Genomic DNA, 19,942 nt, shown 5'->3' with positions numbered 1-19,942 from the left:
GCTCCGTGCGGGAGGGCGCTTCGCCGTAGACTTTCAGTCTTTACGACCCAGCGCCGGAGGCGTTGTGCGATCGTCCCTCCCGACCAACGTCCGAGCGGGCCAGCGAAAATTCGCTGGCCCGCTCGTCTGTCGCTGGCGCAGGCTGCCGGCATGACCATCACCATCACCCCGGTCTGGGCCGCCGACGAGGCGGCCGTCGAGCAGGCGTATCAGATCGGTGCCGCACAGGTGGCCGCCGACGAGCCGGACTTCCCGCCGCTCTGCCGGCGACGATTCACCGCCCTGCTCCGCCATCCGATGCCGGGCTACGAAACCAGCATGCTGCTGGCGCGGATCGACGGTGTGCCGGCCGGTTTTCTCCGACTGGACCTGCCGCAGCTGGACAACACCGAAAACGCCTCCGCTGAGCTGATCGTGCATCCGGCACGACGCCGCCGAGGCGTCGGCCGAGCGTTGGCCGAACATGGCCTCGGCCTGCTACGCGATCGCGGGCGTAAACGGGTGAGTGCGATGAGCCGGGCGGAGCTTGCCGGCGAGCCCGGCCGTCGGTCGCCGGGTAACGCGTTCGCTGCGGCCATGGGCGCGGTCGACGCCCTGACCGATGTGCGGCGACGCCTCGACACCGCCGCCCTCGATCAGGCGAAGCTGGACGCGCTGCTGGCCGACGCCCGGGATCGCTCGACCGGCTACCAGGTGCTGTGCTGGCGCGGGTACACCCCCGACGACCTGGCCGCCGACGTGGCGTACCTCGACGGACGGCTGCTGGCCGACGCGCCGATGGGCGATCTGGCGTGGGAGCCGGAGCAGGTCGACGCCGACCGCCTGCGCGGCACCGAGTCGGCGCTGGACGCGCGGGGCCGGCGGCGTTACCACGTCGGCGTCCGCCACGAGGCATCCGGTCGGCTGGTCGCGTGGACGCTGTTGGACGTCGGTGCCTCCACGGACTGGCACTCGTTCCAGCAGATCACAATCGTCGACCCCGAGCACCGGGGACACCGGCTGGGCCTGCTCGCCAAGATCGAAAACTTGCGGCACCTGCTCGCCCACGAGCCGGGCGTACGAGTGATCGACACCTTCAACGCGGCAAGCAACGACCACATGATCGCCATCAACGAGCAGCTCGGTTTCCGGGTGCAGGACCGGTGGAGCAACTGGCAGCTCAACGTGTGACAGGCGAAAACCGGTGGCGGTGGCCGGGCGGTGCCGGCACGCTCACCGCCATGGACATCGCCGTCATGCCGTACGAGTCCACCGACGAGGCAGCGCTCGACGAGGCGTACCGCGTTGTCGCGGCGGCGCAGGCGGTCGACCTGCCCGATCTGCCGGTGGGAGACCGTGCCGAGTTCGGGCTCCTGGTCGCTCATCCGCCGCACGGCAACGTGATCCATCAGGCGTTGGCCCGGCGGGACGGCGAGGTGGCCGGTCACCTGCGGATGCGGCTGCCGCAACTGGAGAACACCGGCATCGCCACCGTCGAGCTGACCGTCGATCCGGCGCAGCGGCGGCGGGGATTGGGCCGAGCACTGCTGGCGTACGCCCGGAAGGTGGCCGCCGAGCACGGCCGCGAGCGGTTGATCGGTGAGACCCCCGGGCCGCTACCCGGCGGACCGGGGCGGGAGGCGCCCGGGGCGGCCTTCGCGGCGGCGGCCGGCGCGCAGGCCGCGTTGGCAGAGGTGCGGCGTCGACTGGACACCACGCGGCTCGACCCGGCGGCCCTGACCGCCCTGCACGATGCCGCCCGCGTCCGCGCCGCCGGTTACCGGACGGTGGCCTGGCGGGGGCCGGTGGCCGAGGAGTACGTGGTCGACATCGCCAGGCTGGAGAGTCGGCTGCTCGTCGACGCGCCGATGGGGGATCTCGCGATCGAGGCGGAGCAGGTGGACGCCGCGCGGCTGCGGGAGATCGAGCGGATCCAGCGATTGCGGGGCCGACGGCGTTACCACGTCGGCGCGGTGCACGAGGCGACCGGCCGGATGGTCGCCTGGACGATGATCGACAGGGGCCCGTCGACGCCGTGGCACGCCTGGCAGGAGATCACCATCGTCGACCCCGCACACCGGGGCCATCGCCTCGGCCTGCTCGTCAAGGTCGAGAACCTTCGGCACGCACTTGCCCACGAGCCGGCCCTGACCGCGATCGACACCTGGAACGCGGCGGTCAACGATCACATGATCAGCATCAACGAGCAGCTCGGGTTCCGCCCGGTCGACGCCTGGACCGATTGGCAGCTGACCATCTGAAGTTGTGACACGCCCCTACTGATCTGAGGGCTTCGTGTTGCATGATGGCGAGCATGACGGAGACCCCGCACCCCCGCTACGACAGGCACGCCGAGACCCTCAACCGCGCGCTGACCGCGATCACGGAGCGGGGATACTGGTCCGCCTACCCGGAATCACCAAGCCCACGGGTGTACGGCGAGACCGCCGCCGCCGACGGCAAGGCCGCCTTCGAGGCGTACCTGGGCGGGGACTTCCCGCTCGACCAGCCGGGTGACGGCGACCGGGTCGCCACCGAGCACAGCCCGTTCGGCGTCGCCCTGAACGTCCGCTACCCGCACGCCGACGCCGAACAACTGGTCACCGCCGCGTCAGCGGCGCTGCCCGCCTGGCGGGACGCCGGCCCGCAGACCCGGGTGGGTGTCTGTCTGGAGATCCTCGACCGGCTGCACAAGAACATCTTCGAGCTGGCCAACGCGGTGCAGTTCACAAGTGGTCAGGCGTTCGTGATGGCCTTCCAGGCCGGTGGCGCGCACGCCCTGGACCGCGCGCTGGAGGCGCTGGCCTACGCGTACGCGGAGATGACCCGGCACCCGGGCACCGCCGGCTGGGAGAAGGCCGCCGGCAAGGGCGACCCGCTGCGGATGTCCAAGACCTTCCACGTGGTGCCCCGGGGCGTGGCCCTCGTCATCGGCTGCAACACCTTCCCGACCTGGAACTCGTACCCGGGACTGTTCGCCTCGCTGGTCACCGGCAACCCGGTCGTGGTCAAGCCGCACCCGCGCGCCGTGCTGCCGCTGGCCATCACCGTGCGGTACGCCCGGGAGGTGCTCGCCGAGGCCGGCTTCGACCCGAACCTGGTGCTGCTGGCCGCCGAGGCCCCCGGCGAGAAGCTCGCCTCGACGCTGGCCCTGCACCCGGCGGTGAAGATCGTCGACTTCACCGGTTCCACCGAGTACGGCGACTGGCTGGAGGCGAACGCCCGCCAGGCGGCGGTGTACACCGAGAAGGCGGGGCTCAACACGGTGGTGATCGACTCCACCGACGACTTCGCCGGGATGTGCCGCAACCTGGGCTTCACGCTGACGCTCTACAGCGGGCAGATGTGCACCACCTCGCAGAACATCTTCATCCCCCGCGACGGCATCGACACCGACCAGGGGCACAAGAGCTTCGACGAGGTGGCCGGCGGCATCGCCGCGGCGGTCGGCAAGCTCACCGGTGACCCGGCCCGCGGGGTGGAACTGACCGGCGCGATCGTCAACGACGGGGTGCTGGAGCGGCTGAATGAGGTGACCAAGGTCGGTTCGCCGGTGCTGGAGTCGCGTACCGTCGAGCACCCCTCGTTCCCGGACGCCGTGGTGCGTACGCCGGCCATCGTGAAGTTGGACGCGGGTGACACCGAGACCTACTCGCGGGAGTGGTTCGGGCCGATCTCCTTCGCCATCGCCACCGACTCCACGGCACACAGCCTGGAGATCCTGCGCTCGACCGTGGGCGAGAAGGGCGCCCTCACCGCGGCGGTCTACTCCACCGACGACGCGGTGCTGGACGCCACCGAGGCGGCGGCGATCGAGGTCGGGGTGCATCTGTCAGCCAACCTCACCGGCGGCGTCTTCGTGAACCAGTCGGCGGCCTTCTCCGACTTCCACGGCAGCGGAGCGAACGCGGCGGCGAACTCGGCGTTGACCGACGGGGCGTACGTGGCGAACCGGTTCCGGGTCGTGCAGAGCCGCCGGCACGTCTGAGAGCTGATGCGGCTCCGGGGTCTTCCCCGGAGCCGCCCGGGTCGGCGATCGTCCGTCGGGGTCTACGCGGCCCTGCGCATCTGGAGTTCGCGCAGGGTGGGGATGTTGGGGTGCGGGACGCGGACACCTGTGTCGACGAAACCCAGCCGCTGGTAGGCCCGGTAGGCGAGGTCGTTGCCGACCACAACCTCGAGCATCAGCTCGTTCCGTCCGCAGGCCCGGGACCAGTCCGCCACCCCACCGACCAGCTCCGCGAGCAGGCCGGTGCCCCGCCAGCTCGGAGTGATGTAGACGGCGTAGAGCACGGTCACTCCCGGCTCGGCCGGGTGTGCCATGCCACCGACGTGCCCGACGAGCCGGCCGCCCGGATCCGCCACGAACTGCGCCGTGTCAGGGCCGGCGGAGACCCGGGCGACCCGGGCGGCGTACTCGGCGTGCGGTCGGGCCGCGGCCTCGGCGATCGTCTCCAGGAAGGCCAGCGGCGCGTCCGCGAGCATCTCCAGGCGCAGCGCCCGCATGCGAGCTGTGTCGGCTGGCTCGACTCGGCGGATGACGGCCCGGCGCAGGGCCGTCCCGTCGGTGACGCTTGTCATGCCGGAATGCTTATCACAATGACGTACGACGATACGGACGACTGTAATACGCCCGATTTGTGGTCGTGCGCCGTCGTCACTCCTCGTGTAGCGTGCGATTTCGGTCACCCGTTTCAGTGGTCGTCGCCGACCGCCGAAACCGGTGGTTTCCGGGTGTCGGTTCGCTGGCGACCCGAGGTAGTGGAACGCCGTGCAGAGTGAGGAAAACACCGTGGCACAAGGCACCGTGAAGTGGTTCAACGCCGAGAAGGGCTACGGCTTCATCGCCGTCGACGGCGGGCAGGACGTCTTCGTTCACTTCTCCGCGATCGAGATGGACGGCTACAAGGCGCTGGACGACGGTCAGCGGGTGGAGTTCGAGATCGCCCAGGGCCAGAAGGGGCCACAGGCCGAGCGGGTGCGCGTCATCGCCTGAGCGCCGACCACCCACCCCCCACCGACCGATCGTCGTCGGGGTGGCGTGACCATCGCCGGAGGGGGCAGCGGTGCCGGCGCCCCACAAGGGAAGATCATGGGCCGAGCCAGCCGTCGCTGAGGAGGTCCCATGTCCGACCAGCCGCCCCCGACAGGTCCGTCCTCTCCGCCTCCGGGTGAGCCGCAGCCGCCCGCCGGATGGGTTGGTCAACCACCCCTCCCGGGCCAGCCCGCGTACGGTGCGCAGCCGGCTCATCCCATGCAGCCGTCCCACCCCGGCATGACGCCGTATCCCGGCCAGCCGTTCTACGGCTGGTACCCCCCGGGCGGCTACGGCCTCGACCCCTCCGACGCCCTGGTGACCCCGCCCGGGGCCGGGCTGGGCGGCTGGTTCGCCCGGTGTGTGGGTGCCGCCCGCCGGGGGTGGCGACCCCTGCTGCCGATCCTCGTACTCACCCAGGCGCTGCCGGCCGCGGTGCTGTCGGTGCTCGTGTTGGCCGTGGACCCCTCGGCCCGCTGGGACGCCCAGCTCGCCAGCGACTCCGCCGCGCTGCCGGCGAACTTCTGGTCCGATCTCGCGACGCTCCTGGTCGTGGTGCTCGGTGGCAGCCTGCTGCTCGGTGTGGTGCAGGCCGTCGGCTGGGCCGCCGGCACCTGGGTGATCGCCCGGCAGGCGGTCGGCGAGTCGGCCGGCCTCGGTGCCGCCCTGCGCTACGGAGCGCGTCGGGCGCTCGGTCTGTGGGGCTGGACACTGCTCATCACCCTGATCATCACCTTCGGATTCTGTCTGTGCTTCCTGCCCGGCGTGTACGCGGCGTTCGCGCTGGCCCTGGCCGGCCCGGTCTACCTCTTCGAGCGGCACGATCCGCTCAGCAGGTCGCATCGAATGCTGCGTGACCGGCTGGGGCTGCTGCTCGGCCGGGTGGCGCTTGTGGGTGCCGCCGTGATCGGTTTCTCACTGGCCGCGAGCGTGCTGGAGTCGCTGGCGATCCTGCCGTTCGGCACCACTCCGTTGGACTCGCCGGGCACGGCGGTGGGCGCGGTGCTGACGATTGCGGTGGTCGCGGTGCTGACGCTGCCGGCGTACCTCGCGCAGCTGGTCGGGCTGGTCGTCACCTACGCCGAGCAGCGGGCACACGAGGGTCCGGTGAACGCCGCCCAACTGGCAGCCGAACTCGGCTGACCCGGGCCATCGTGCTTGCACTCGGCAGGGCAGAGTGCTAAACAAGTCATTGGCACTCGCATGGCGTGAGTGCCAGCTGGTCGGGACGGTGGGGCTGCGGTCGCGCTCGTGACATAACCACGGGTGGGGCACGTGGCCGGTCGTCGCGGGCTATCCGGCCCGGCCGAGGAGACGTCGCCGTCGCCAGGTGGCGACGTCCCAAGGTGCGTACACCAGACGGCCCATCCGGGGCACACACTCGGGTGGCCCGTGAGTGTCCAGGAGGACAACGCCGTATGGCCAAGATGATCGCGTTCGACGAAGAGGCGCGCCGCGGCCTCGAGCGGGGCATGAACCAGCTCGCCGACGCCGTGAAGGTGACCCTCGGCCCCAAGGGCCGCAACGTCGTGCTCGAGAAGAAGTGGGGTGCCCCCACCATCACCAACGATGGTGTGAGCATCGCCAAGGAGATCGAGCTCGAGGACCCCTACGAGAAGATCGGCGCCGAGCTGGTCAAGGAGGTCGCCAAGAAGACCGACGACGTAGCCGGTGACGGCACGACGACGGCGACCGTCCTGGCCCAGGCACTCGTTCGCGAGGGCCTGCGCAACGTGGCCGCCGGTGCCAACCCGATGGCCCTGAAGCGGGGCATCGAGGCTGCGGTCGCCAACGTCTCGGAGGAGCTGCTGAAGCTCGCCAAGGACGTCGAGACCAAGGAGCAGATCGCCTCCACCGCCTCCATCTCCGCTGGTGACGCCAGCGTCGGCGAGATCATCGCCGAGGCGATGGACAAGGTCGGCAAGGAAGGCGTCATCACCGTCGAGGAGAGCAACACCTTCGGGCTGGAGCTGGAGCTCACCGAGGGTATGCGCTTCGACAAGGGCTACATCTCGGCCTACTTCATGACCGACCCGGAGCGTATGGAGGCCGTCTTCGACGACCCGTACATCCTGATCGCGAACAGCAAGATCTCGTCGGTCAAGGACCTGCTCCCGATCCTGGAGAAGGTCATGCAGGGCGGCAAGCCGCTGCTGATCATCGCCGAGGACCTGGAGGGCGAGGCCCTGGCCACGCTGGTGGTCAACAAGGTCCGTGGCACCTTCAAGTCGGTCGCCGTCAAGGCGCCGGGCTTCGGTGACCGCCGCAAGGCCATGCTGACCGACATCGCCATCCTCACCGGTGGCCAGGTCATCAGCGAGGAGGTCGGCCTCAAGCTGGACGCCGCCAGCCTCGACATGCTGGGCCGGGCCCGCAAGGTCGTGGTGACCAAGGACGAGACCACCATCGTCGACGGTGCCGGCGACGCCGAGCAGATCCAGGGTCGGGTCAACCAGATCCGGGCCGAGATCGACAAGAGCGACTCCGACTACGACCGGGAGAAGCTGCAGGAGCGGCTGGCCAAGCTGGCCGGCGGCGTTGCGGTGATCAAGGTCGGCGCGGCCACCGAGGTCGAGCTCAAGGAGCGCAAGCACCGCATCGAGGACGCGGTCCGCAACGCCAAGGCCGCCGTCGAGGAGGGCATCGTCCCGGGTGGTGGTGTCGCGCTGGTCCAGGCCGGCAAGACCGCCTTCGACAAGCTCGACCTGGCCGGCGACGAGGCGACCGGCGCGCAGATCGTGAAGATCGCGCTGGACGCCCCGCTGCGGCAGATCGCCGTGAACGCCGGCCTTGAGGGCGGCGTCGTGGTGGAGCGGGTCCGCAACCTCGACTCGGGTCACGGCCTCAACGCCGCGACCGGCGAGTACGTCGACCTGCTGGCCGCGGGCATCATCGACCCGGCCAAGGTGACCCGTTCCGCGCTGCAGAACGCCTCGTCGATCGCCGCGCTGTTCCTCACCACCGAGGCCGTCGTGGCGGACAAGCCGGAGAAGACCCCGGCCGCACCGGCTGGCCCGGGCGGCGGGGACATGGACTTCTGAGTCCAGCTCCAACGCCGGAAGGGGCGGGCCGCGTCAGCGGTCCGCCCCTTCCGCTTTGTCGGCGGTGGCCGGCCGACCCTGCGTCGGCGGTGGCGGCTGGTCGCTACGTCGGCAGTGGCCGCTGGTTCCGTCGCTTCCGCGCCCGGTCGTACGGTGGTCGGTGCTGAACCGGCTCGTCCACCAGGATGAGCGGCTCCTCGGGTGGCTCGTCCACACCGGTCATCTCGGCCAACTGCTCGGCGTCGCCGTAGTCGAGCCGGTCGATCGGCAGTTGGCCGGGGACTCCGTGGACCGCAGCCCCGGTGGCTGGTGGGGCTTGCCGGGCCTGATCGTCGTCCGTGCTCATCGCTGCCTCCTCTACCGAAACGGTAGGGGCGTGCCGAGCACCGGGATGGGCGATTGGCATTATCGGGATCTATTTGCTATTTGCGCTTTTGCGGTGGCCAAGGGCGCTACGCCCGGAAGAAGACACGTCCGGTCCGAACGCCGCTACCGCCCGAATGACGATCAGTCACGGGCCGCCGACACGGCCGCGTACGCGTCGACCAGACCGGCACCCACGATGTTCGCCGGGCCGCCACATTCGTCGGTCCGCGCCCGGGCCGGGTCGTTGGTCTCGATCGGGTCGGCCGTGTCGCGGAGGATCCGCCGCGTCCGGTCAAGGTCGCCGACGAGTTCCGGGTTGGCTGACCACATCAACGCGACCACACCAGCCACCTGTGGTGTGGCCATCGAGGTGCCGTCGAGCACGGCGTACCCGCCGCCGGGCATCGCGGAGAGGACCTCCGCCCCCGGTGCCATCAGATCCGGTTTCGTCACTCCGGCGATCGTCGGGCCACGTGAGGAGAAGGCGGTGACCCGCCGCCGGTCGTCCACCGCACCAACGGTCAGCACGTCCGCGTACGGTGCGGGCGGGTCCTGCACGGAGCCGCAGAACGGGCCGGTGTTGCCGGCCGCCGCGACGACGAGAATCCCGGCGGCCTCCAGCGCTGCGGTGGCCGGCCGCAGCGCCGAGAGATCGCAGCCTTCGATCGGTGGGCAGCCCCACGAGTTGGTCAGGATCTCCGGCGCCCGGGCGGGCCGCCCCTGTCGGAACGGGTCGCCGCCGAGCGGGAAAGGCGCCAGCATGAACTGGAGGCAGTCGAGGTAGGCGGCCGGGTTCCCCAGATTGCGGTCGAGGTTGACGCAGCCGACCCACCGCGCGCCGGGGGCCACACCGATGCCGTCCCGCCCGACGGCGCTGCCCATCGTGTGGGTGCCGTGTCCGCTGCGGTCGGTCGGTGCCCCACTGCCGTTCCACGGGTCGAACCACGAGTCGTCGCCGCCCCGGAAACCCTGGGCCAGGGTCGGATGCCGCCCGTCCACTCCCGAGTCGGAACTGCCCACGGTCACGCCGTCGCCGGTCACGCCGAGTTCGGACCAGACCCGATCCGCGCCGATCATGGTGATGTTCCACGGCGGGCCGGACGGGGGCGGGGCGCTGCCGGTGGCGCTGTCGGCGGGCGCCGGCAACGGACGCAGTTGCTGGCTGACCAGTACCCGGGCCACCTCGGATCGGCTGGACAGCCAGGCCCGTACCGCCGGCCCACCAGCCACCTCGATCGCGTTGACGAGATAGTAGGGGGTGTGTGGCAGTCGAGCCCGCCGCAGATCGCGCCGCAGGTCGGCCTGGGTCCGGTCGGCGGTGTCGACCAACCGCCGGTAGACCTCCTCGGCGCGTGCGTCCCGGCCCGCCCGCCCTGGCTCGCCGCGCACACCGCTCAGGTCCGCCTGTTCGCGGAGCAGTACGAAGAGTCGCTCCCCGTGCAGCCCGGGCTGTCCGGCGGTCGCGCCGACCAGACCGACCGTGACCAGTAGCGTCAGGGCGCTCGCTGCGGCCAGCACCCGGCTCGGCGTGCGGGCCGAGCGGCGGGCCAGCAGCAGGCCGTACCCGACCGCCAGCACCAGTCCGACGGCGAGGCCGACACCGGTCGCGGCCGCGACCCAGAACGGCACGTCGCGGTTGCCGACCAGCAGCAGGCTGACCTCCTCCGGGTCGGTGAAGGCAAGCGGGCCGAACACGCCGAGCCCGACCAGCCAGGCGGTCGGCGTCCGACCGCCATCCCCGGCCGAATGGTGGGCCACGACGCCCCCGGCGATCGGTTGATCCGGCAGAACGCGGCGGGTGCCCGGGTGGGCGACACCACGTCCGGTGGCCGGCTGGCGGCTCATGGCCCGCAACGCGGCCAACGCGAAACCGGCCGGCGGCAGCGTCACCAGCAGGGGCAACTGCGCGCCGGAATGGCCGGTGCCGGCACCGATCAGCAGCAGCAAAACCCCGGCGACGAGCCCGCCCAGCAGCACCAGCCGGGCCGGTCGAGGTGGTTCGTCGGCCCCGAAGTGGCCCCAGAACCGAACGTCGAGCAGCGTCGCCGCCAGCACGCCGACGGCCACCGCAGCCAGCCCGGCGAGCATGGTCTCCAACAGCCCGCCGAGTGCGCCCCACCAGACCCAGGGCAGTAGCAGGGCGAGCCCGGCGGCCACCGCCAGCAGGGCCGCCACCGACGGCCGTCCGTCCAGTCGCGCCTGACGCCCGGTCGGGGCACCCACACGGACGTCCGATGCGGGCGGATGCGCCTGCCGCCCGGTCTCGGCTTGCCGGCCGGGGCCGAGGACGTGGGAGGGCAGCCGGGTCGTCACCACCGCCAGCAGCGCGGCCACGAGGGCCAGCGCGCCGAGGTACGCCTCGTGGTGCACCGGGGGGATCGTCCGCAGCAGCCCGAGCAGACCGAGTACGAGCGCACCGGCGAACCAGAGCCGGCCGGTGACGCGGACCGCCGCCGAGCGGGGAACGAGGGCCAACGGCAGCGTCGCGGCGGCGATCAGCAGCACGGTGAGCAGGCAGGCCACCGGCCAGAGCGGCACCAGCCGGTCCAACCCGCCGATCAGCACCACCTGGTCCACGGCCCAGCCGCCGGTCTGCGCCAGGACCGTGACCGCGACCGTCCAGCAGCCGGCGAGTACCGCCGCGACGATCGCCCAGGGGCTGGCGGTCGAGCCGGGTGTGGTGGGTTCCGCCCGCATCCGCACACAGTACGACGCAGCCGCCGCGCCGTCGGACGGATCTGGCGGGCAACGGATCCGAGGCCCCCGGGGCCGGCACGTGTCGGGGGAGGACCGGGCCGGTTAACGTGGACGGGTGCGTGATCCGAACGTTCTGCGGTCCGTTGCCGGGCAGCTGTCGCCCGCCCGCCGCGCCGCCGACCTGCGTCGGCTGCGGGCCGAGCGGTTCGACGTGCTGGTGATCGGGGGTGGGGTGACCGGTGCCGGCGCGGCCGTCGACGCCGCGTCCCGGGGCCTCAAGGTGGCCCTGGTGGAGGCCCGCGACTTCGCCGCCGGCACCTCCAGCCGGTCCAGCAAGTTGATCCACGGTGGCCTGCGCTACCTGGAGCAGTTGGAGTTCGGCCTAGTGCACGAGGCGCTGACCGAGCGCGGGCTGCTGGCCACCCGGCTGGCGCCGCACCTGGTGCGGCCGGTGCCGTTCCTGGTGCCGCTCCCGGCTGGGCAGGGCGTCCGCGACCTGCCCGCCCGACTGCTGCGGCGGGCCTACTACGGTGCCGGGGTGGCCGCGTACGACGCCTTCGCCGGCCTCTTCGGCGGCGGTCGGGGCATGCCGCTGCATCGGCACCTGAGCCGGGAGGGTGCCCGCCGGGTCTTCCCGAGCCTGCGCTCGGAGGGCCTGGCCGGGGCGATCCGCTACCACGACGGGCAGGTCGACGACGCCCGCCTGGTGGTCACCCTGGCGCGCACCGCCGCCAGCCTGGGCGTGACCGTGGTGAGCAGTGCCCGGGCGGTCGGGCTGATCCGGCAGGCCCGGGAGGTCACCGGGGTCCGGGTCCGTGACCTGGAGGCGCCCGCCGGTGCACCCGAAGCCGAGTTCGAGGTACGCGCCCGTACGGTCATCGCCGCCACCGGTGTCTGGACCGACGACATGTCCCGCATGCTCAACGACGTCGGGCTGCGGCCCGGGGTCCGGGTCCGGGCGTCCAAGGGGGTGCACCTGGTGGTGCCCCGCTCGGCGATCACGGGCGAGACCGGGCTGATCCTGCGTACGGCCACCAGTGTGCTTTTCGTCATCCCGTGGGGTGGGCACTGGATCATCGGCACCACGGACACCGACTGGCGGCTGGACCGTTCGCACCCGGCGGCCTCCGCCAGCGACATCGACTATCTGCTCCGGCAGGTCAACACGGTGTTGGACCGCCCGCTGACCACCGCCGACATCGAAGGGGTCTACGCCGGGCTACGTCCGCTGCTGGCCGGTGAGGCGGACTCCACCTCGAAGCTTTCCCGGGAGCACGCCGTCATCGAGCCGATGCTCGGGCTGCTCCTGGTGGCCGGCGGCAAGTACACGACGTACCGGGTGATGGCCGCCGACGTGGTCGACCGGGCGATGCGTCGGCTCGGTGGCCAACGGGTGTCGCGTACGGCTGATCTGCCGCTGCTCGGCGCGGACGGGTACGCGGCCATGTGGCGGGACCGGGCGGACCTGGCCCGCCGCCACGGCTTGCCGGTGGGCGTGGTGGAGCATCTGCTGGAGCGCTACGGAAGCCTGACCCTCGACCTGCTCGCCCTGATCGACGCCGACCCGTTGCTGGCCTCCCCGCTGGCGGGCGCGCCGGAGTATCTCGCCGCCGAGGTGACGTACGCGGCCCGCGCCGAAGGGGCATTGCACCTGGAGGACGTGCTGACCCGGCGTACCCGGATCTCGATCGAGACCGCCCACCGGGGCCTGGAGTCGGCCGAGCACGCGGCCGAGCTGATGGGCGCGGTGCTGGGCTGGGACGCGGCTCGGCGGGCACGGGAGGTCACCCACTACCGGGGCCGGGTGGAGGCCGAGCGACAGTCCCAGCTGATGCCGGACGACGCGACCGCCGACGCCGCACGACTCGGCGCGCCGGACGTGCGCGGCTACGCTGCGGATCGGGGCGCCGACGACGGCGCGGCGGGTGTGGCCCGCTGAGATCCACTCTGGAGATCGTCGAGCATGGATATCTCTTCGACGGGTTACGCTTCCTACCTACGGTGGGGTAAGTTCCGCGAGTGATGGCGCTTTCCCGATCACGACTGGCATTCCTGCCCGGCATCGTCCTGCTGGCGGTCGCTCTCGGCGGCTGTGCGCCCTTCGGCGACAACTCCGAACCGCCCGTGGAGGCGAGTCCGCCGGCCGCCGGGCAACCCGGCGGCGCAGGGGCCACCACAACCGGAAAGGGCCGGGTCAGTCTGCTCCAGAACGACGGGGCCGACGGTCCGCTGCGCACCCTGAACGTGGAGCCGGACGGGCGTTGGGAGTGCATAGACTGTGCCGGCGACGGAGTCACCTCGACCGGCGCGTTGACCGAGGAGCAGCGGGAGCGGCTGCAGCAGCTGCTGGCCGAGCCGGACTTGGCGCGGGAGACCGACGAGGCCCGCGGCTACCGGGTCAGCTGCGTCGGCGCGCTCACCTCCAGCCTGCTGACCGCAGCCGGTCTGATCACCTCGCAGGACTGTCCGGGGGAGGAGCGACCGCCGGTGGCCGAGGAGATCCTGCTGCTGCTCACGCAGAACACGCCCGCCGAGATGGTCGGCTGAACCGCCCCGACGGTCAGAGGACCTTTCCGGGGTTGAGCAGGCCGGTCGGGTCGAGCGCCGCCTTGATCGCCTGATGCACCCGTACGCCCACCGGACCGATCTCCCGGGCCAGCCAGTCCCGCTTCAGCAGCCCGACGCCGTGCTCACCGGTGCAGGTGCCGCCCAGGTCCAGCCCCAACCGCATGATCTCGTCGAAGGCCCGTCGGCCACGCTCCAGGCTCGCCGGATCGGCTCGGTCGACCACGATGTTGGGGTGCATGTTGCCGTCACCTGCGTGACCGACCACCCCGATCGGCACCTGGCACTCGGCCGAGATCCGGGCCACCCCGTCGAGCAGCGCGGCGAGCGCTCCCCGGGGCACCGCCAGGTCGTCGATGATCAGGCCGCCGCTGCCGCCCGGGTACGCCTCCGCGGCGTACTTCTCCATGGCCGGGTGAGCCGACCGACGGGCCTGCAACAGCGCGGCGGCCTCCACGGCGTCGCTGGCCGCGTACACCTCCTCGGCGCCGGCCGCCTCGCAGACCGCAGCCAACTCGGCCAGGTCCGCCGCCGCTCGGGGACCGGTGTCGGCGGCGGCCAGCAGCAGCGCCTCCGCGTCGGTGCGCAACCCCATCGGCCGGTACGCCTCGATCGCCCCCAGATGGGTGCGGTCGAGCAGTTCCAGCAGGCTGGGGGAGAGTCCCTGGGCCGCGATCCGGGCCACCGCCTCGCCGGCGCCCGCGGTCGAGCCGAACACGGCCACCAGGGTCAGCGACTCCGCGGGCGCGGGTCGCAGCGCCACGGTGACCTCGGTGATCACTCCGAGGGTGCCCTCCGAGCCGACGAAGAGCCGGGTCAGGTCGTAGCCGGCCACGCCCTTGGCGGTGCGCCGTCCAGTACGCAGCACCTCGCCGGAGGCGAGCACCACCTCCAGGCCGAGCACGTACTCGGTGGTCACGCCGTACTTGACGCAGCACATGCCGCCCGCGTTGGTGGCGACGTTGCCGCCGATCGTGGACGACTCCCAGGAGCCCGGGTCGGGCGGGTACCACAGACCCTGCTCACCCACGGCGGCGGTGAGCGCGGCATTGACCACCCCCGGCTGGACGACCGCGATCCGGCTCACCGGATCGATCTCCAGGATCGCGTTCATCGAGGTGGTGCTGATCACCACCGCGCCGGCGACGGAGTTCGCCGCGCCGGCCAGCCCGGTACGGGCACCCTGCGGCACCACCGGCACGCCGTGCCGCCCGGCCGCCCGGACCACCGCGACGACCTCCTCGGTGCTGCTCGGCCGGGTCACCACCAGCGGCGTGGCCGAGGCACACAGGTCGGCCTCGTCCCGCTCGTGCCCGCGCAGCAGGTCAGAATCGGTGAGCACCGCGTCCGGCCCGAGGGCGGCACGCAGGTCGTCGAGGAGCGGGGAGGTGGCCATGCGGCCGAGGTTACGACCGGCCACTTGTGATCATCAACCTGAGTCGGCGGCGGGTACGGTGGCGGGGTGATCTACGTGGACCGGCCGGCCTGGCCGGGGCGCGGCCGGCTCTGGTCGCACCTGATCAGCGATGTCGCCCTGGCTGAACTGCACGTCTTCGCCGAGATGCTGGGCGCCCCCGGGCGAGGCTTCGACCGGGATCACTACGACATTCCCGCCGAGCGCTTCCCGATGGCTGTCTGGCTCGGTGCTCAGGTCGTACCCAGCCGCGACATCGTCCGCCTCCTGCGCGCTGCCAACCTGCGCCGCCCGAAACACCTCTCCCGCCCCACTCGCCCCTCCCACCCGCCGCTTCCCCCGGCCGCCCCCGCCGCCGATCACGCAGGCGTGGTACGCATCAAAGCGGACGAAGCATCCATAACGCCTGCCGTAACTGCATGATCGGGGCGGGGCGGGGGTGGTGGGGCTTGTCAGGGGGTGAGGTGGGTCAGTTCGCGGGTGAGGTTGGTGTGGGCCGGGTGGGTCCAGCGGGCGGCCAATGCGGGAATGCGGTACAGGGAGGGCAGGGCGAGCAGGCCGGAGAGCACCCGGGCCCGGCCGGCCCGGTAGTCCGGCTCGGGCACGTGGGCGTACTCCCGGCGGATCGCGGCGGCGTACCTGTCGTACTCCGGTGGTGACGCGGCCAGCACGGCCAGGTCGGCGTCGCAGAGCAGCGCGCCGTCGGCGTCCGCCGGAGCCACCACGTGACCAGCGGTGAGCAGGACCAGTCGCTTCACCTCGGCCACCTCGGCGGGAGGCAGCCCCAACCGGGTGAGCAGGGCGTCGGCGAGCGCCGCGCTGTCCTGCTCGTTCCGGTCACCCGCCGCGCGGGGGTCGTACACCGCGTCGTGGCACCACGCGGCGAGTCGCACCAGGTCGGGTCGCGACGCGGTCGAGGCGTACCGGTCGATCACGTCGAGCACGGCGGCCAGGTGCGCGATCGTGTGGTAGTGCCGATGCGGCTCCCGCCACCGTTCGAGCAACTCCGCCCCGGCGGCGTCGACCGACGCGGGGTCACCCGCTCCGGCAGCCCGGGCGGCGGTACGCCATCGCGCGATCAACCCTGTCACCGGCCCGAGTCTGCCCGATCCCGGCGACGAGCCGTGATCCGGTGCCGCCGTCCGGAGTGATGTGCCGCTTCGGCGGGAATGTCCGGGCGTCAGGTGGGTAGTCCCGGCCATGACGGTGGCCCGGCGCGGACTTTCTCGGCTGCTGCGCCGAGACGGCGCGCGCGACGGACGGTCCGACGTCGACACGGCTCGGATCGCCGGGACCATGGCGCAGCTGCATCACCGGAGCAAGGCGACCCTGCGCGACCGCCTGCACCGGGTGCGCCTGTCACTCGGCCTGGCCGCGCAGGCGGGTCTGGCCGCCGGGCTGTCCTGGGTGGCCGCGCATGAGCTGCTGGGCAATCCGCAACCGGTCTTCGCCCCGATCTCCGCCGTCGGCACCCTGGCCGTCTCGGTGGGTCAGCGGTTCCGCCGGACCATCGAGTTGATCCTCGGGGTGGGCGTCGGGGTGTTCGTCGGCGACCTGCTGATCTATTTCCTCGGCACCGGGCCGTGGCAGCTCGGGCTGGTGGTCACCTCCGCCATCGTGCTCACCGTTTTCGCCGGGGGCAGCGTCGCCATCGTCATCCAGGCCGCGGCGACCGCGGTGCTGATCGTGACGCTCAGCCCGTCGGTGGAGGATCTGGAGATACCCCGGTTCATCGACGCGATCGTCGGCGGCAGCATCGCGCTGCTGGTCACCGCGATCCTGCTGCCGCTCAACCCGCTGCGGGTGCTCAACCGGGCGGCCCGGCCGGCGCTGGACCTGCTCGCCGCCCAGCTCGATCTCGCCGCCGACGGGCTGCGGGAGCGCGACGCGGGCAAGATCCAGAGCGCGCTGGACCGGCTGCGCGACAACAAGGAGGAGCTGGCCACCTTCTCCGAGGCGATCGAAGGTGCCAAGGAGACTGCGCTGCTCTCCCCGGCACGGTGGCATCGGCGCAGCGAACTCACCCATTACGCGGAGGCGGCCGACCCGATCGACCGGGCGATGCGCAACAGCGGCACGCTGATCCGGCGTGCGGTGACCCTGGTGGAGGACGACGAGCCGATTCCGGAACCGATGCCGGACGCCGTCGATCACCTGGCCGAGGCGGTGCGCCAGCTACAGAAGGAGTTCGCTCAGGGCGAGGAGCCTGAACAGGCCCGGGAACGGTCGCTGCGCGCCGTCAGCGAGGCCGGCCGGGCGTACGGCGACGGGGTGGGGTTCTCCGGCAGTGTGGTGGTGGCCCAGGTGCGTACCACCGCCAGTGATCTCCTGGTGGCCTCCGGCATCAGTCAGGAGGAGGCGAACCGGCTGGTGCGGCGCTCCTTCGGTGAACTGGACCGACCGGGGGCACCGGCCGGGCCGGAACCGGCCGTACAGCGGCCCACCGCACCCCCGGTCGGCTAGGCCGTGTGTCGAAGTCCCTGGCGGGGCTGCGGCGCGCCCTGGCACGTCGGCTGGCGGCGTTGCCGTCGCTCTGTCCTCGGGGTGGCCATGCGCCCGGCCCGACGGGCCGGGCATGACTACGCTGACCGCATGGCCGTCACCCCGTCCGGCGGATCACTGCCGCCGTCGCCGTCCGTGCCCGTCGCCCCAGGCGTGGAGGGTGGCGTACCCGGAATGCCGCGACGCCGCCTCAGCTGGCGACGGGCACTGGTGCTGATCGGGGTGATCATCCTGATCGCGGCCTGCGCGATCTTCATGATCTTCACGCTCGGCACCAGCCTTGGCGCAGAGGCGTTGCTGGTCGGCACCGCCGCCGCGATCCTGCCGGTCCCGGTGCTGGTGGCCTGCTTCCTCTGGCTCGACCGGTACGAACCCGAGCCGCTGAAATACCTGGTCTTCTGCTTCGCGTGGGGCGCCTTCGTCTCCACCGCCGCGTCACTGATGGTCAACGAGACGGCCGCCAACTGGTTCGACGACCAGGGGCTGCCCGTCGGGCTCACCGCCGTTCTGGTCGCGCCCTTCATCGAGGAACTGACCAAGACGCTCGGCCCGATCCTGCTGCTGGTGTTTCGGCGGCGGGAGTGGTCCGGCATCACCGACGGGCTGGTCTACTGCGGGCTCTCCGCGATCGGCTTCGCGATGGTGGAGAACATCCTCTACCTCGGCGGGCTCGGGTACGCCTCGGGCGTCGAGCAGTACGGGCCGGCGACCGGGGCGCAACAGGTCATCGCCATCTTCATCGTCCGGATCCTGCTCTTCGGGTTCGCCCATCCGCTGTTCACCTCGATGGCCGGTATCGGGCTCGGTATCGCCGCACGGTCGGCGGACCGTCGGGTGCGGTTCTTCGCCCCGGTCGCCGGGCTGCTGCTGGCGATGATGCTGCACGGGACGTGGAACCTGCTGCCGACGCTGACCCAGGCCACCGGTCAGGTGCTGATCTCGCTCTTCGGCTTCGTCGGCGTGATGGTTCCGATCTTCTTCGGCATGGTCGGCCTGGCGGTGTGGCTGCGGGCCTGGGAGGGACGGCTCACCGAGCGGGTGCTGCCGGACTACGTCCGGGCCGGTTGGCTCACGCCACCCGAGGTGGCCGCGTTGAGCAGCCTCGGTCGACGACACGCGGCCCGGGTGTGGGCCCGGCGGGTGGCCGGCGACGCCGGTCTACGGGCGATGCGTGGCTACCAGTTCGCGGCGACCCGGTTGGCGTTGCTTCGGGACGGCGCCACCCGAGGTCTGGACCGCCGCCCCGTCGACCGGGACCGGACGGCCCGGGAGGAACAGGAACTGCTCCACTCCATCGCCGCGTACCGGTCGTACTTCGTGGGCCGGGACCCGCAGTCGCCGGTCGGTGTCTGGGACGGGCACCGCTACCACCTGCGGTTCCCGGACGGTTCGCAGCGGGCGGTGGAGGCCCCCGAGGAGCCGGTGGTCCCGATCCCGGTGGTGCTCACCGCGCCGCCCCCGCCGCCCGCGTTCCCCGCCGGATACGGCCACCCCGGCTGGTACGGCCCCCGTCCCGCCGCCCCCTGGCCACCCGGCCACCGCTGACCGCCCCCGTCCGCCCGGTTCCGGCCCGGCCGGTGACCGGGGCGACCGCTCGGTGGGCTCACGTCATCAGGCTGGTGAGGAAGTCTCCGAGCCCCTGGGCCATCATCATCAGGGCCGCACCGATGGCCTTGAACATCTGTGCGGCGCCCTCCGGCCGGAACGCCATGAAGTAGATCAGAAACGCGAGGCTTCCCCAGGCCAGCACCTTTTTCACGAATACCGGCATCGTCCCTCCCCAGGCCGGTGGTGCGGCTGGCTTCCCGCCGGGGAGCGCGGCAAACGACGCGTGGGCCGTTCGAGGGGACCGAAGCCGGTCAGAGATAGAGACCTGTCGCGTTTTCCTCGATCCGCTCGGCGGCCACCGCGTGCACGTCGCGTTCGCGCAACAGCACGTAACCACGGCCGTGCAGCTCGACCTCGGATCGGTCATCGGGGTCGAAGAGCACCCGGTCGCCGGAGACGATGGAGCGTACGTTGGGCCCGACCCCGACGGCGGTGGCCCACGCCAGGCGTTTGCCCACCGCCGCGGTGGCAGGAATCACGATGCCGGCGCTGGAACGCCGCTCGCCTTCGCTGCCCTCCATCCGCACCAGCACGCGGTCGTGCAGCAGTCGGATGGGCAGGCCGGAGTCGAGGTTCGGATCGGCGGTCACGCCGCAGACGCTACCGTGTCGTCCCCCGTGGGCCGTCGGTGGTCACCTGGTTAGCGGACCGGTCGGGCGGGGCACTGTGGGTGGCGAATTCGTCCTACCGTTGCCTGGTCGGGCGTATCCTGTCCGACCTGACGCAGTGCGCAGG

18 protein-coding genes are annotated in these 19,942 nt (G+C 71.8%); 11 read left to right on the top strand and 7 right to left on the bottom strand.

Translation table 11 applies throughout. The features are described from left to right. Window positions 1-150 precede the first annotated feature (150 nt). From ACN26Z_RS28750 to paaN, 3 genes are read left to right on the top strand one after another with little or no spacing between them, the layout of a single operon-like run. Complete coding sequence (locus ACN26Z_RS28750; protein ID WP_421464254.1) at window positions 151-1,170, top strand: GNAT family N-acetyltransferase; 1,020 nt, start codon at window positions 151-153, stop codon at window positions 1,168-1,170. Between the two features lie 50 nt (window positions 1,171-1,220). Further along, on the top strand, window positions 1,221-2,240 hold the full coding sequence (locus ACN26Z_RS28745) for a GNAT family N-acetyltransferase (RefSeq protein ID WP_421464252.1): 1,020 nt from the start codon (window positions 1,221-1,223) through the stop codon (window positions 2,238-2,240). A 53-nt stretch (window positions 2,241-2,293) separates the two neighbouring features. After that, window positions 2,294-3,967: a phenylacetic acid degradation protein PaaN gene (gene paaN, locus ACN26Z_RS28740; protein ID WP_421464250.1), complete on the top strand. Its 1,674-nt coding sequence runs from the start codon at window positions 2,294-2,296 to the stop codon at window positions 3,965-3,967. Window positions 3,968-4,029: 62 nt separating this feature from the next. Here the strand turns inward: paaN and ACN26Z_RS28735 are convergent, their stop codons facing one another. Further along, window positions 4,030-4,560: a GNAT family N-acetyltransferase gene (locus tag ACN26Z_RS28735; RefSeq protein ID WP_282236681.1), complete on the bottom strand. Its 531-nt coding sequence runs from the start codon at window positions 4,558-4,560 to the stop codon at window positions 4,030-4,032. Window positions 4,561-4,771: 211 nt separating this feature from the next. Between ACN26Z_RS28735 and ACN26Z_RS28730 the strand changes: the two genes are divergently transcribed. The 3 genes from ACN26Z_RS28730 to groL all read left to right on the top strand — a co-directional run bounded on the left by ACN26Z_RS28730 (window position 4,772) and on the right by groL (window position 8,055). After that, window positions 4,772-4,975 carry a cold-shock protein gene (locus ACN26Z_RS28730; protein WP_013288855.1) on the top strand — a complete coding sequence of 68 codons (204 nt, stop codon included), beginning with the start codon at window positions 4,772-4,774 and terminating at the stop codon, window positions 4,973-4,975. 258 nt (window positions 4,976-5,233) lie between these two features. Next, a complete protein-coding gene (locus ACN26Z_RS28725) occupies window positions 5,234-6,157 on the top strand; it encodes a hypothetical protein (RefSeq protein WP_282236682.1) in 924 nt (307 codons plus the stop codon). A 275-nt stretch (window positions 6,158-6,432) separates the two neighbouring features. After that, a complete protein-coding gene (groL, locus tag ACN26Z_RS28720) occupies window positions 6,433-8,055 on the top strand; it encodes a chaperonin GroEL (RefSeq protein ID WP_093403361.1) in 1,623 nt (540 codons plus the stop codon). Between the two features lie 103 nt (window positions 8,056-8,158). On the opposite strand, the gene ACN26Z_RS28715 is transcribed toward groL, so the two are convergent. Together ACN26Z_RS28715 and ACN26Z_RS28710 are read right to left on the bottom strand one after the other, a co-directional pair. Beyond that, window positions 8,159-8,401, bottom strand: a complete 243-nt coding sequence (locus ACN26Z_RS28715) for a hypothetical protein (protein ID WP_421464247.1) — start codon at window positions 8,399-8,401, stop codon at window positions 8,159-8,161. Window positions 8,402-8,562: 161 nt separating this feature from the next. Next, the gene (locus tag ACN26Z_RS28710) at window positions 8,563-11,118 is read right to left on the bottom strand and encodes a S8 family serine peptidase (protein ID WP_421464245.1); all 2,556 of its coding nucleotides are present in this window, start codon (window positions 11,116-11,118) and stop codon (window positions 8,563-8,565) included. 115 nt (window positions 11,119-11,233) lie between these two features. On the opposite strand from ACN26Z_RS28710, the gene ACN26Z_RS28705 reads away from it, so the two are divergent. Next, a complete protein-coding gene (locus ACN26Z_RS28705) occupies window positions 11,234-13,057 on the top strand; it encodes a glycerol-3-phosphate dehydrogenase/oxidase (RefSeq protein WP_282236685.1) in 1,824 nt (607 codons plus the stop codon). Window positions 13,058-13,140: 83 nt separating this feature from the next. Further along, window positions 13,141-13,665 (top strand): hypothetical protein, encoded by a 525-nt coding sequence (locus tag ACN26Z_RS28700; RefSeq protein ID WP_421464243.1) that lies wholly within the window; start codon window positions 13,141-13,143, stop codon window positions 13,663-13,665. A gap of 13 nt (window positions 13,666-13,678) precedes the next feature. Here ACN26Z_RS28700 and ACN26Z_RS28695 read toward each other — a convergent pair whose 3' ends face one another. Beyond that, the gene (locus ACN26Z_RS28695; protein ID WP_421464241.1) at window positions 13,679-15,079 is read right to left on the bottom strand and encodes an FAD-binding oxidoreductase; all 1,401 of its coding nucleotides are present in this window, start codon (window positions 15,077-15,079) and stop codon (window positions 13,679-13,681) included. Window positions 15,080-15,145: 66 nt separating this feature from the next. Here ACN26Z_RS28695 and ACN26Z_RS28690 point away from each other — a divergent pair, with 66 nt between their 5' ends. Continuing rightward, complete coding sequence (locus tag ACN26Z_RS28690; protein WP_421464239.1) at window positions 15,146-15,520, top strand: DUF4031 domain-containing protein; 375 nt, start codon at window positions 15,146-15,148, stop codon at window positions 15,518-15,520. A gap of 29 nt (window positions 15,521-15,549) precedes the next feature. Here ACN26Z_RS28690 and ACN26Z_RS28685 read toward each other — a convergent pair whose 3' ends face one another. Further along, entirely contained in the window at window positions 15,550-16,188 is a 639-nt protein-coding gene (locus tag ACN26Z_RS28685) for a metal-dependent phosphohydrolase (RefSeq protein WP_093403370.1), read from the bottom strand. A 109-nt stretch (window positions 16,189-16,297) separates the two neighbouring features. Between ACN26Z_RS28685 and ACN26Z_RS28680 the strand changes: the two genes are divergently transcribed. Both ACN26Z_RS28680 and ACN26Z_RS28675 read left to right on the top strand, forming a co-directional pair. Continuing rightward, window positions 16,298-17,560 (top strand): FUSC family protein, encoded by a 1,263-nt coding sequence (locus ACN26Z_RS28680; RefSeq protein ID WP_421464237.1) that lies wholly within the window; start codon window positions 16,298-16,300, stop codon window positions 17,558-17,560. Window positions 17,561-17,647: 87 nt separating this feature from the next. After that, complete coding sequence (locus ACN26Z_RS28675) at window positions 17,648-19,144, top strand: PrsW family intramembrane metalloprotease (RefSeq protein ID WP_282240678.1); 1,497 nt, start codon at window positions 17,648-17,650, stop codon at window positions 19,142-19,144. Between the two features lie 58 nt (window positions 19,145-19,202). Here ACN26Z_RS28675 and ACN26Z_RS28670 read toward each other — a convergent pair whose 3' ends face one another. Next, window positions 19,203-19,370 carry a hypothetical protein gene (locus ACN26Z_RS28670; protein ID WP_166458800.1) on the bottom strand — a complete coding sequence of 56 codons (168 nt, stop codon included), beginning with the start codon at window positions 19,368-19,370 and terminating at the stop codon, window positions 19,203-19,205. An 88-nt stretch (window positions 19,371-19,458) separates the two neighbouring features. Next, entirely contained in the window at window positions 19,459-19,797 is a 339-nt protein-coding gene (locus ACN26Z_RS28665; protein ID WP_093403375.1) for a GroES family chaperonin, read from the bottom strand. Between the last annotated feature and the right edge of the window lie 145 nt (window positions 19,798-19,942).

The organism is Verrucosispora sp. WMMD703 (assembly GCF_049178935.1).
Classification (GTDB): Bacteria; Actinomycetota; Actinomycetes; order Mycobacteriales; family Micromonosporaceae; genus Micromonospora; species Micromonospora sediminimaris.
Note: the sequence above shows the minus strand (reverse complement) of the source record. Positions and strands in the feature narration are given on the sequence as shown.

Excerpts from the sequence above, each read along its gene's own strand:
- ACN26Z_RS28750 (WP_421464254.1), top strand. The coding sequence starts at position 151 with ATGACCATCACCATCACCCCGGTCTGGGCCGCCGACGAGGCGGCCGTC.
- ACN26Z_RS28745 (WP_421464252.1), top strand. The coding sequence starts at position 1,221 with ATGGACATCGCCGTCATGCCGTACGAGTCCACCGACGAGGCAGCGCTC.
- paaN (WP_421464250.1), top strand. The coding sequence starts at position 2,294 with ATGACGGAGACCCCGCACCCCCGCTACGACAGGCACGCCGAGACCCTC.
- ACN26Z_RS28735 (WP_282236681.1), bottom strand. The coding sequence starts at position 4,560 with ATGACAAGCGTCACCGACGGGACGGCCCTGCGCCGGGCCGTCATCCGC.
- ACN26Z_RS28725 (WP_282236682.1), top strand. The coding sequence starts at position 5,234 with ATGCAGCCGTCCCACCCCGGCATGACGCCGTATCCCGGCCAGCCGTTC.
- groL (WP_093403361.1), top strand. The coding sequence starts at position 6,433 with ATGGCCAAGATGATCGCGTTCGACGAAGAGGCGCGCCGCGGCCTCGAG.
- ACN26Z_RS28715 (WP_421464247.1), bottom strand. The coding sequence starts at position 8,401 with ATGAGCACGGACGACGATCAGGCCCGGCAAGCCCCACCAGCCACCGGG.
- ACN26Z_RS28710 (WP_421464245.1), bottom strand. The coding sequence starts at position 11,118 with ATGCGGGCGGAACCCACCACACCCGGCTCGACCGCCAGCCCCTGGGCG.
- ACN26Z_RS28700 (WP_421464243.1), top strand. The coding sequence starts at position 13,141 with ATGGCGCTTTCCCGATCACGACTGGCATTCCTGCCCGGCATCGTCCTG.
- ACN26Z_RS28695 (WP_421464241.1), bottom strand. The coding sequence starts at position 15,079 with ATGGCCACCTCCCCGCTCCTCGACGACCTGCGTGCCGCCCTCGGGCCG.
- ACN26Z_RS28680 (WP_421464237.1), top strand. The coding sequence starts at position 16,298 with ATGACGGTGGCCCGGCGCGGACTTTCTCGGCTGCTGCGCCGAGACGGC.
- ACN26Z_RS28675 (WP_282240678.1), top strand. The coding sequence starts at position 17,648 with ATGCGCCCGGCCCGACGGGCCGGGCATGACTACGCTGACCGCATGGCC.
- ACN26Z_RS28670 (WP_166458800.1), bottom strand. The coding sequence starts at position 19,370 with ATGCCGGTATTCGTGAAAAAGGTGCTGGCCTGGGGAAGCCTCGCGTTT.